This is a genomic window from Streptomyces sp. NPDC102278 (genome assembly GCF_044766345.1).
Classification (GTDB): Bacteria; Actinomycetota; Actinomycetes; order Streptomycetales; family Streptomycetaceae; genus Streptomyces.
Genome location: NZ_JBIWLV010000002.1, coordinates 916,041 through 927,169, shown reverse-complemented (window position 1 = coordinate 927,169; position 11,129 = coordinate 916,041). Strand labels below are relative to the sequence as shown.

Sequence of the window (11,129 nt, the reverse complement as noted above, 5' to 3'; positions counted from 1 at the left end):
GAAGCCCGGTAACGGGTGGAGCTGACTGGTACTAATAGGCCGAGGGCTTGTCCTCAGTTGCTCGCGTCCACTGTGTTAGTTCTGAAGTAACGAACTGTGTTCATATCCGGTTGGTTAACTTCATAGTGTTTCGGTGGTCATAGCGTTAGGGAAACGCCCGGTTTACATTCCGAACCCGGAAGCTAAGCCTTTCAGCGCCGATGGTACTGCAGGGGGGACCCTGTGGGAGAGTAGGACGCCGCCGAACAATCATTGTGGGAAAGCCCCGCACCCTTCAGGGTGCGGGGCTTTTCTGCGTTCCGGACCAGGTCGAGGTCTCCTGTAGGGTCGGGGGGCATCGTCTTCAATATTTCTACAGTCACAGTGGAGGCCCCCGGGTGGAGGTCCAGGAGACTCGGGTTCAGACCGACCGAATTTTCACGATTCCCAACATCCTGAGCATGGCGCGTCTTGCCGGCGTCCCGTTGTTCCTCTGGCTGATCCTGGCGGGGCACGACGGCTGGGCCCTGGCCGTCCTCATGCTCAGCGGGATCACGGACTACCTGGACGGGAAACTCGCGCGCCGCTGGAATCAGATCAGCAATCTGGGCCGGCTGCTCGACCCCGCCGCGGACCGCTTGTACATCCTGACGACGCTGTTCGGCCTGACCTGGCGCGAGATTCTGCCCATCTGGCTCACCGCGGCCCTGCTCGCGCGAGAGCTGATGCTGCTGGTCATGGTGTGGATCCTGAGACGCCACGGCTATCCGCCGCCCCAGGTGAACTTCCTCGGCAAGGCCGCGACCTTCAACCTGATGTACGCGTTCCCCTTGCTCCTCCTCAGTGACGGAACCGGCTGGTTGGCCTGGATGGCGTCAGTTTTCGGATGGGCGTTCGCCGGATGGGGTACAACCCTCTATTGGTGGGCAGGAATCCTTTACGTGGTGCAAGTCCGCCGTCTGGTCAAGGCGGATGCCACGGCCGATTGAACTTGCTCGACGCCGGTACTGACGCGGAGGAGTTGCGAAGTCACCGTCCGAGACGGGTGAGGTCGGCTGACCGTCATCTCTCAAGGAGGACTCTTCCGACATGAAGGCCGTCGTGATGGCCGGTGGCGAAGGTACGCGTCTTCGCCCCATGACCTCAAGCATGCCCAAGCCGCTCCTGCCGGTAGCGAACCGGCCCATCATGGAGCACGTGCTCAGGCTGCTCAAGCGGCATGGGCTCAGCGAGACCGTGGTTACCGTTCAGTTCCTGGCATCGCTCGTCAAGAACTACTTCGGTGATGGCGAAGAGCTCGGAATGGAACTCACGTATGCCAACGAGGAGAAGCCCCTCGGTACCGCCGGCAGCGTGAAGAATGCCGAAGAGGCCTTGAAGGACGATTCGTTCCTCGTCATTTCCGGCGACGCGCTCACCGACTTCGATCTCACAGACCTCATCAACTTCCACAAGGAGAAGGGCGCACTGGTCACGGTGTGCCTCACCCGCGTGCCGAATCCCCTGGAATTCGGCATCACCATCGTGGACGAGGAAGGAAAGGTCGAACGCTTCCTGGAGAAGCCGACGTGGGGCCAGGTGTTCTCGGACACCGTCAACACCGGCATCTACGTCATGGAGCCCGAGGTCTTCAACTACGTCGACCCGGACGTCTCGGTCGACTGGTCCGGTGACGTCTTCCCCCAGCTCATGAAGGAAGGCCGGCCGATCTACGGCTACGTGGCCGAGGGCTACTGGGAGGACGTCGGCACCCACGAGAGCTACGTCAAGGCGCAGGCCGACGTGCTCGAGGGCAAGGTCCAGGTCGACATGGACGGCTTCGAGATCTCACCGGGCGTGTGGATCGCCGAAGGCGCCGAGGTCAGCCCGGACGCGGTACTGCGCGGACCGCTGTACATCGGTGACTACGCCAAGGTCGAGGCCGGTGTCGAGATCCGCGAGCACACGGTCGTCGGATCGAACGTGGTCGTCAAGAGCGGGGCCTTCCTCCACAAGGCCGTCATCCACGACAACGTGTACATCGGTCCCCACAGCAATCTGCGCGGCTGCGTGATCGGCAAGAACACCGACATCATGCGGGCCGCCCGGATCGAGGACGGGGCCGTCATCGGTGACGAGTGCCTCGTCGGCGAGGAATCCATCGTCCAGGGGAACGTACGCGTCTACCCCTTCAAGACGATCGAGGCCGGCGCCTTCGTCAACACCTCGGTGATCTGGGAATCGCGCGGACAGGCACATCTGTTCGGCGCGCGCGGAGTCTCCGGCATCCTGAACGTGGAGATCACCCCCGAGCTGGTGGTCAGGCTCGCGGGCGCCTATGCGACGACCCTGAAGAAGGGTGCGATCGTCACCACGGCCCGAGACCACTCCCGAGGCGCGAGAGCGCTCAAGCGTGCGGTGATCTCCGCGCTCCAGGCCAGCGCGATCAACGTCCGCGACCTGGAGAACGTACCGCTGCCGGTGGCCCGGCAGCAGACCGCGCGAGGAAGCGCCGGCGGCATCGTGCTCCGGACCTCGCCCGGAGTGCCGGACTCGGTCGACATCATGTTCCTCGACGAGCGCGGCGCCGACCTCTCACTCCAGCAGCAACGCAAGCTGGACCGGGTGTACGCACGCCAGGAATACCGGCGCGCGTTCCCCGGCGAGATCGGTGACCTGCAGTTCCCGGGCAGCGTCTTCGACGCGTACACGGGCTCGCTGCTGAGGCGCGTGGACATCACCGGAGTCGCGGACTCCGGGCTCAAGGTCGTCGTGGACGCCTCGAACGGCAGCGCGGGCCTGGTCCTGCCGAGCCTGCTCGGCCGGCTCGGGGTGGACGCGCTGACCGTGAACCCCGGGCTCGACGAGACCCGGCCGACCGAGACCAGGGAGTCCCGTCGGGCCGGGCTGGTGCGGCTCGGCGAGATCGTGGCCTCCTCGCGGGCGGCCTTCGGCGTGCGCTTCGACCCGGTGGGCGAGCGGATCTCGCTGGTCGACGAGCGCGGGCGGATCATCGAGGACGACCGGGCCCTGCTGGTCCTCCTCGACCTGGTCGCGGCGGAGAAGCGCAGTGGCAAGGTGGCGCTGCCCGTGACCACCACCCGGGTCGCCGAGCAGGTGGCGGCGTACCACGGGACCCAGGTGGAGTGGACGACCACCTCGCCGGACGACCTGACGCGGGTGGGCCGGGCCGAGAACACCATCTTCGGCGGCGACGGCCGGGGCGGATTCATCGTTCCGGAGTTCAGCAGCGTCTTCGACGGTTCCGCGGCCTTCGTGCAACTGATCGGGTTGGTGGCGCGCACACAGCTCACCCTCAGCCAGATCGACGCGCGCATCCCGCGGGCGCACGTGCTCAAGCGGGACGTACCGACGCCGTGGGCGGTCAAGGGGCTCGTCATGCGACGGGTCGTGGAGGCAGCCGGTGACCGTCAGGTGGACACCACCGACGGTGTGCGGGTGGTCGAGGCGGACGGCCGCTGGGCCTTGGTCCTGCCGGACCCGGCCGAGGCCGTCACGCACCTGTGGGCCGAAGGGCCCGACGACGCGTCCGCGCAGGCGCTGCTCGACGAGTGGGCGGCGGTCGTGGACGGTGCCGGCGATCACTGAGCCGGGCATGTGAGACACCGGTCCGGTGGGCCGGTACGGGAAAGCCTTCCGTACCGGCCCACCGGACGCCCGCATTCGGTGGCACCGGTGACGACATGCGACGATGTGGGGCATGTCGCAGCCGCCCAACAACCGGAGTTCGGCCACGCCGCCCGCGCGCCCGGACGCTTCCATGTCGCTGCTGACGCACGTGATGGACCACAGTCTCGACGAGGGCTATGCGGAAGCCTCGGCACGGCGCGCGGCGGACGGTACGGCGGGCCTCCCGCGCACCCTCAAGGCCAAGCTCGGTCTGGCCGCCGGACTGGTGATCGCCGCCATGGTCGTCACCCTCGGAGCGGCCGAGGCGAGGATCGCGGCGCCCGTGCTGGCCAAGGAGCGCGGGGAACTCATCGACCGGGTGGAGCGGGCCGACGAGCACGCGACGACCGTGGAACAGGACATCGAGCGGTTGCGCACCGAGGTCGCGGACAGCCAGCGCGAGGCGCTCAAGCAGCACGGCGGGGACCAGGGGCAACTCGTGGCCCTGCTGGCCGGCGCGACCGACGTGCGCGGCCCGGGGATCAAACTGACGGTGGACGACGCCAAGGGATCCTCCTCCGCGGGCGGCGGCGGACCGCGCGAGAACGCCGGCTTCTCGAACACCGGCCGGCTCCGCGACCGGGACATGCAGAAGATCGTCAACGGGCTCTGGCAGTCCGGTGCGGAGGCGGTCTCGATCAACGGTCAGCGGCTCACGGCCCTCTCGGCGATCAGGGCCGCGGGCGACGCGATACTGGTCGACAACAAGCCGCTGGTACCGCCGTACGAAGTGCTCGCGGTGGGAGACAAGAAGAGGCTCGGGACCGCGTTCCAGGACTCCGTGGGCGGCCAATACCTGCACGTGCTGCAGGAGAGCTACGGGATCCGCTCCAGTCTGTCGCCCGTGGACGACATCCGCCTGCAGGCCGCGTCGAGCTTGACCGTACGTACAGCTACAGCAGCAGAGCCGAAGAAGGGTGCATCGTGATCGCGGTACTGGGCCTCGTGGTCGGAGTGGTGGTCGGGCTTCTGGTCCGACCCGAAGTGCCGGCCGTGGTGGAGCCTTATCTGCCGATCGCCGTGGTGGCGGCGCTGGACGCGGTGTTCGGCGGTCTGCGCGCGATGCTGGACGGCATCTTCGTGGACAAGGTCTTCGTGGTGTCGTTCCTGTCGAACGTCGTGGTGGCCGCACTGATCGTCTTCCTCGGTGACAAGCTCGGCGTCGGCGCCCAGCTGTCCACCGGCGTGGTCGTCGTGCTCGGCATCCGCATCTTCTCCAACGCCGCGGCCATCCGTCGGCACGTGTTCCGGGCGTGAGGTCGATGAGTACGGAGAACACCCCGCCGGAGGAACCGAACGTCCCCGAGCAGCCTCTTAAGGAGGGGTCGGCGCAGGTGGCCGATCCCGAGGAGACCGGTCGGCAGCGCCTGGCGGCAGGTCTGTGGCCACCACGGGTGAGCCGCGCCCAATTGATCGTCGCGCTGTTGCTGTTCGTCCTCGGCCTGGGTCTGGCCATCCAGGTCCGCTCGAACAGCGACTCGGGCGCTCCGCTGCGGGGGGCCCGTCAGGAGGACCTCGTACGGATCCTCGACGAGCTCGACGGTCGGACCAAGCGCCTGGAGGACGAGAAGCAGAGGCTGGAGGACCAGCGCAAGGAGTTGGAGAACAGCTCCGATCAGGCCGAGGAGGCGCGCAGGCAGACCGTGGAGAAGGAACGTCAACTGGGCATTCTGGCCGGTACGGTGGCTGCCCAGGGACCGGGCATCACGCTGCGGATCACCGACCCCGCGGGGCAGGTGCAGTCGGACCAGCTCCTGGACACGCTGCAGGAGCTGCGGGCGGCCGGTGCCGAGGCGATCCAGATCAACGGTGTGCGGGTGGTGGCCGGGTCGTTCTTCTCGGACGAGGGCGGTGGGGTCGGCATCGATGGGAAGAAGATCACACAACCCTATGAGTTCAAGGTGATCGGCAAGCCGCAGGACCTGGAGCCCGCCCTGAACATCCCCGGCGGCGTCGTACAGACGCTGGAGAAGGAACAAGCCACGGTCGCCGTCACACGGTCGGCGAAGATCGTTGTGGACGCCTTGCGGGCTGCGAAGCAGCCTGACTACGCTCGGTCGTCATCACCGTGACGCGGGGCGCAACGTGGAGCGGCTCACGCGGGCGGACGCCTGCGGGGGGTCGAGGCACCGAAGTCGCGGTGCGTGGTGGAAACTGTCTGGTGGTTACGGACGTTGTGAGAATGTCCGGATCGGCAGGTGTGTGCATTCGGAGTTCGTCCTGCCCCACGGGCGGGTCTGTTTCGGTCAAGGGGAATCGCCCGTGAAGTTGTTTGAGAAGTTGTTCGGCAAGAAGAACCGCGAGGAAGGCGGTGCCGCGAGGCACCGTGCGGGGCACGGAGACGTGGAAGGGCAGGGCGACCGGCCGCTCTTCCGCGACGAGGTCGCCGGCTCGGGTGATGTTTCGGGTGCGCAGGGCGCGTCGGCTGTTGACCCTGCCGGTACCGGACGCATAGGTTTCGGTGAACCATCAACCTCAAGTGCGGGTGGAGGGTTTACCCCCGACCCGTATGCCACCAATGCCTCCGCGGGGCAGCCGCGGCGCGAGGAGCCGTCCATGTCGGCCGAGCAGATCTGCAGCAGGTGCGGGCACCGCAGCGATGCGGCCAGCCGGTTCTGCTCCAGCTGCGGGGCGCCGCTGCGGCCGGGTCTGACGCCGGAGCGTGCTTCGGAGACCACGTCCACGATCTCGATCTCGGGCCTTGAGGCCTACGAGGCCGAGGTGTCGGGGCAACAGCACGTGTCGTCCTCGCTGTCCCCCGAGGCCCAGGCCGCGGTGGAAGCGCTGCCGCCCGGTTCCGCTCTGCTGATCGTGCGGCGCGGCCCCAACTCCGGCAGCCGGTTCCTCTTGGACGGCGAACTGACCACTGCCGGTCGGCATCCGCAGAGCGACATCTTCCTGGACGACGTCACCGTCTCCCGGCGACATGTCGACTTCCGACGGGGCCAGGACGGTGGCTTCACCGTCTCGGACGTGGGCAGCCTGAACGGCACGTACGTGAACCGTGAGCCGATCGACTCCGTCGCCCTGCACAACGGCGACGAGGTGCAGATCGGCAAGTACCGGCTGGTCTTCTACGCGAGCCTGCGGGGCATCTGACCCGTCAAGGGAAGGTCCCATGCTGCGCACCCCGACAGGCGGTGCCGGAAACGGCACCGCCGCCTCGGCCGGGCGGCTGGTGAGCATCGGCACGGTGCTCACCATGCTGCGTGACGAGTTTCCCGACGTCACGATCTCGAAGATCCGCTTCCTGGAGGCGGAAGGCCTCGTCGAGCCCCGGCGCACACCTTCCGGATACCGCAAGTTCAGCACCGACGACGTGGCTCGGCTGAGCCGGATCCTGCGCCTCCAGCGGGACCACTACATGCCGCTGAAGGTCATTCGCGGACAGCTCGACGCGCTCGACCGCGGCGAGCAGGTCCGCATCCCGTCGCCCACGGCGCACGGGGACTCCATCGATCCCGCGAGTCCCGCCGCCGTGTACGGCGAAGTGGGGCGGGAGCGGCCCGGCGCGGCCCGGGTGGGCCGGGCCGAGCTGATCTCCGCCGCGGAGGTGGACGAAGCGCAGCTCGGCGAGTGGGAATCGTACGGCCTCATCGCCGAGGCGCCGGGCGGCGGATTCGACGCCGAGACGGTCACCGTGGCCCGCTTGATCGCGGATCTCGGTCGATTCGGGCTTGAGCCCCGCCATCTGCGCGCCATGAAAGCGGCCGCGGACCGGGAGGCCGGTCTGGTCGAGCAGCTCGTGGCCCCGCTGCGCCGGCACCGCAATCCGCAGACCAGGGCCCATGCGGAGGCCACGATGAGGGAGCTCGCGGGGCTGTCCGTACGGCTCCACGAGGCCCTGGTACAGACCGCCCTGGGGGTCCGGCTCCACTGACCAGGGGGAGCCCGACTACCCAAACCTGCCGGGCAGGTCCTAGGGTTGCTGTGTGAACGAGCTCGACGTTGTGGGTGTCCGGGTGGAAATGCCCTCCAACCAACCGATCGTGCTCCTGCGTGAAGTGGGAGGCGATCGGTACCTCCCCATCTGGATCGGACCCGGGGAGGCGACCGCCATTGCCTTCGCGCAACAGGGCATGGCCCCTGCCCGTCCGCTGACGCACGACCTGTTCAAGGACGTGTTGGAGGCGGTCGGTGAGGAGCTCACCGAGGTTCGGATCACGGATCTGCGGGAGGGCGTCTTCTATGCGGAGCTTGTCTTCGCCAGTGGGGTCGAGGTGAGCGCGAGGCCCTCCGATGCCATAGCGCTCGCCCTGCGGACGGGGACGCCGATCTACGGCAGCGACGGCGTGCTCGACGACGCGGGCATCGCCATCCCCGACGAGCAGGAGGACGAGGTGGAGAAGTTCCGCGAGTTCCTCGATCAGATCTCGCCCGAGGACTTCGGCACCGGGCCGCAGTGAGGCGCGAGCCGTGTCACCCTCCGTGAAGATTCAGCCCATTCGAGTAGCCTTTCCCCGTAGACGGACACGGGAAACCACTCTCAGGGTGATTATCACTCGGCGTGCCGAGTGTGGCGATCGTTGACGCACCCCTGGTGACTGCCTACCTTCGAGGTGGCAGGTCAAGGACGGAGGGTCGGCGTGAGGATCACGGGCGACGGTACGACCGGGGGCATCCCCGCACGGAGTGACGGTGGACCGTACCCACTGCACGGCGGTGCGCCGGGTTCCGCGCGCCGTCAGCCGGAGTCGGTTCCGACGCCGGTCGGACCGGTGAGCGAGGAGCGGGCGCCCGAGCAGATCGGCTACCGGGGGCCGACGGCGTGCGCCGCCGCCGGCATCACCTATCGGCAATTGGACTACTGGGCGCGGACCGGGCTGGTGGAGCCGAGCGTCCGACCCGCCTACGGATCGGGCACGCAACGGCTGTACAGCTTCCGCGACGTGGTGGTCCTCAAGATCGTCAAGCGCTTCCTGGACACCGGGGTGGCGTTGCAGAGCATCCGCACCGCCGTGCAGCACCTGCGCGACCGCGGTTTCTCGGACCTGGAGCGCATGACGCTGATGAGCGACGGCGCCACCGTCTACGAGTGCACCTCACCCGATCAGGTGGTCAGCCTGCTCCAGGGCGGGCAGGGCGTCTTCGGCATCGCGATCGGCGTGGTCTGGCGGGACGTGGAGCACGCGCTGTCCCAGCTCCACGGCGAGCGGATCGACACCGGGGAGACGCTGGTCGGGCAGAACCCGACGGACGAGCTGGCGGCGCGCCGCAACCGGGCGGTCTGAGGCGCTGCGGCGGGCTCCCGCCGGATTGTCAGAGGCGTAGGGCAGCATCGGGGCTGTGAGAGCCGCGCCGACCATCCTGCATCTGGACATGGACGCCTTCTACGCATCCGTGGAGCAGGCGTCGAAGCCGAGCCTGCGCGGCAAAGCCGTGATCGTCGGCGGGCTCGGGCCGCGCGGGGTGGTGGCCACGGCCTCCTACGAGGCCAGGCGCTTCGGCGTGCACTCGGCGATGCCGATGGCCCAGGCCAGGCGGCGCTGCCCGAACGGCGCCTACCTCACCCCCCGGTTCCGCGTCTACCAGGCGGTCAGCGAGCGCGTGATGGGGCTCCTGCGGGCCCTGTCGCCGCTCGTGGAGCCCCTGAGCCTGGACGAGGCCTTCGTGGACCTGGAGGCGGGCGAGGTCGCCTTCGACTCCGCCGGCGCCCGGGCCGCCGGGGAACGGCTGAGGGCCGACATCATGGCCGCCACGGGGCTCAGCGGGTCCGTGGGGCTCGCGGGGTCCAAGATGCTGGCCAAGGTGGCCTCCGAGGAGGCCAAGCCCGCAGGACTGCTGCTGATCGAGCCGGGGACCGAGCGCGAGCACCTCGCGCCGATGTCCGTGCGGACCCTCCCCGGCGTGGGCCCGGTGACCGGAGAACACCTGCGGCGCGCCGGGATCACCACCGTGGGGGAACTCGCCGAGGCCGGCGAGGACGAGTTGATCCGGATGGTGGGGCGCTCGCACGGCCTGGGGCTGTACCGGATGGCCCTGGGATTGGACGACCGGCCGGTGGTCGCCGAGCGGGACGCGAAGTCGGTCTCGGTGGAGGACACCTTCGACGTGGACCTGCACGACCGGGTCCGGATCCGGGGCGAGGTGCAGCGGCTCGCCGACCGCTGCGTGGGGCGGCTGCGGTCCTCGGGGCACTCGGGGCGCACGATCGTGTTGAAGGTGCGGCGATACGACTTCTCGACGCTGACGCGCTCGGAGACGCTGCGGGGGCCGACCGACGATCCGGGGGTGGTCCGGGAGGCGGCGGCGCGGCTGCTGGAGGGTGTGGACACCACGGGCGGGGTGCGCCTGCTGGGCGTCGGGGTGACGGGGCTGGCGGACTACACGCAGGAGGACCTGTTCGCCCAGGCCGAGGCGGAGGGGGCCGGCGACGCGATCGGGCCGCCCCGGGACCCTGCGGCGGAGGACGCGGAGCCGTCGGGCCCGGGCGCGGTGGACGTCACCGGGATCACGCCCGGCGTCGCGGCGGAGCCGGAGGGGGCCGAGGGGGCCGTACGGGGCATGGAGGGCGACGGGGACGCCGTGCCGGCCGGTGCGGCGGGAGTGGCCCCCGAGCGGCTCTGGCCGGCCGGGAGCGACGTGCGGCACGCGGTGTACGGGCCCGGGTGGGTACAGGGCAGCGGGGTCGGGCGGGTGACCGTACGGTTCGAGCGGCCGGGATCGCCGCCCGGTCGCGTGCGCACCTTCAGGGTGGACGATCCGGAGCTGGAGCCGTCCGATCCGCTGCCGTTGGTCGGGGGAGGTGGAGGGGGTGGGGGTGCCTAGCCTTCGCCCGCCAGCCGGCCGAAGTCGCGGGGCGTGTTCCTCGGCGGGGTCGGCGGGTGGTGGAACTCCGTCGGCAGGGTCACGTCCAGTCCGTAGTGGTGGTAGAGCTGTAGTTCCTGTTCGGGCGAGAGGTGGCGGCCTACGCCGAAGTCGGGCGCGTCCCTGATCAGGGACCGCTCGAAGGGGACCCGCAGGGCGTCCCCGACCACCTCGCTGGGTTCCAGGGGGACGAACGCGTCCCGGCTGAACAGGCCCGTCCTGACCGCGGCCCATTCCGGTACGCCCGTGGCATCGTCGAGGTAGACCTCGTCCACGGTGCCGATCTTGGCTCCGTTGCGGTCGAATGCCTTGCGTCCGATCAGGCTGCGCGGATCGATGTCGGTCTGCACGGTCCCTCCATATGGTCGCAACTCCTCCGTAATCACTACAGAAGTGCATATTCGGAGAGGGGGCCACTCGAAGGAGGGTTCGGAACCTCGCTGGTAGGCTGGGTGACGGCTGTCGACCCTGTGCGGGAGAGTCCTCCGAGTGAACGCGACGGAGGCGCCGAAGGAGCAAATCCTCCCCGGAATCTCTCAGGCATACGTACCGCACGTGGTGAGGCCACTCTGGAAAGCAGGGGCGGGTACCGGATGAATTGCGCCGGTTCCTCTCCTCACCGACGGTGAAAGCCGGATCTCATGGGCGAACCCCAGGAGGCCCGGTGAAGCTCT

At 68.7% G+C, this 11,129-nt stretch carries 11 protein-coding genes, 1 rRNA gene and 1 riboswitch; of the genes, 11 read left to right on the top strand and 1 reads right to left on the bottom strand.

Annotation, left to right across the window (positions count from 1 at the left end; translation table 11 throughout):
* The first annotated feature begins 129 nt into the window (after positions 1-129).
* The 11 genes from rrf (at position 130) to ACIRO3_RS08970 (ending at position 10,416) form a co-directional block, all read left to right on the top strand.
* A 5S ribosomal RNA gene (gene rrf / locus ACIRO3_RS09020) occupies positions 130-247 on the top strand.
* Between the two features lie 130 nt (positions 248-377).
* Positions 378-968: a CDP-alcohol phosphatidyltransferase family protein gene (locus tag ACIRO3_RS09015; protein WP_053683747.1), complete on the top strand. Its 591-nt coding sequence runs from the start codon at positions 378-380 to the stop codon at positions 966-968.
* 100 nt (positions 969-1,068) lie between these two features.
* Positions 1,069-3,567: a mannose-1-phosphate guanyltransferase gene (locus ACIRO3_RS09010; protein WP_361787106.1), complete on the top strand. Its 2,499-nt coding sequence runs from the start codon at positions 1,069-1,071 to the stop codon at positions 3,565-3,567.
* A gap of 103 nt (positions 3,568-3,670) precedes the next feature.
* Entirely contained in the window at positions 3,671-4,576 is a 906-nt protein-coding gene (locus tag ACIRO3_RS09005) for a DUF881 domain-containing protein (protein WP_404134061.1), read from the top strand.
* Positions 4,573-4,905 (top strand): small basic family protein, encoded by a 333-nt coding sequence (locus tag ACIRO3_RS09000; RefSeq protein WP_003970459.1) that lies wholly within the window; start codon positions 4,573-4,575, stop codon positions 4,903-4,905. Before ACIRO3_RS09005 ends, ACIRO3_RS09000 begins: the two co-directional genes overlap by 4 nt.
* Before the next feature lie 5 nt (positions 4,906-4,910).
* Complete coding sequence (locus ACIRO3_RS08995) at positions 4,911-5,720, top strand: DUF881 domain-containing protein (protein ID WP_404134058.1); 810 nt, start codon at positions 4,911-4,913, stop codon at positions 5,718-5,720.
* An 82-nt stretch (positions 5,721-5,802) separates the two neighbouring features.
* Positions 5,803-6,747: an FHA domain-containing protein gene (locus ACIRO3_RS08990; protein ID WP_404134164.1), complete on the top strand. Its 945-nt coding sequence runs from the start codon at positions 5,803-5,805 to the stop codon at positions 6,745-6,747.
* A gap of 19 nt (positions 6,748-6,766) precedes the next feature.
* Positions 6,767-7,528, top strand: coding sequence for a MerR family transcriptional regulator (locus ACIRO3_RS08985; protein WP_404134055.1), 762 nt, complete (start codon positions 6,767-6,769; stop codon positions 7,526-7,528).
* A gap of 52 nt (positions 7,529-7,580) precedes the next feature.
* Positions 7,581-8,054, top strand: coding sequence for a bifunctional nuclease family protein (locus ACIRO3_RS08980; RefSeq protein WP_007262890.1), 474 nt, complete (start codon positions 7,581-7,583; stop codon positions 8,052-8,054).
* A 180-nt stretch (positions 8,055-8,234) separates the two neighbouring features.
* On the top strand, positions 8,235-8,879 hold the full coding sequence (locus ACIRO3_RS08975) for a MerR family transcriptional regulator (RefSeq protein ID WP_365998872.1): 645 nt from the start codon (positions 8,235-8,237) through the stop codon (positions 8,877-8,879).
* Positions 8,880-8,934: 55 nt separating this feature from the next.
* Positions 8,935-10,416 carry a DNA polymerase IV gene (locus tag ACIRO3_RS08970; RefSeq protein WP_404134053.1) on the top strand — a complete coding sequence of 494 codons (1,482 nt, stop codon included), beginning with the start codon at positions 8,935-8,937 and terminating at the stop codon, positions 10,414-10,416.
* Here the strand turns inward: ACIRO3_RS08970 and ACIRO3_RS08965 are convergent.
* Complete coding sequence (locus ACIRO3_RS08965; RefSeq protein WP_404134050.1) at positions 10,413-10,805, bottom strand: PRC-barrel domain-containing protein; 393 nt, start codon at positions 10,803-10,805, stop codon at positions 10,413-10,415. The two genes, ACIRO3_RS08970 and ACIRO3_RS08965, sit on opposite strands and share 4 nt — an antisense overlap.
* A gap of 113 nt (positions 10,806-10,918) precedes the next feature.
* Positions 10,919-11,017, top strand: a riboswitch (glycine riboswitch).
* The last annotated feature ends 112 nt before the right edge of the window (positions 11,018-11,129 follow it).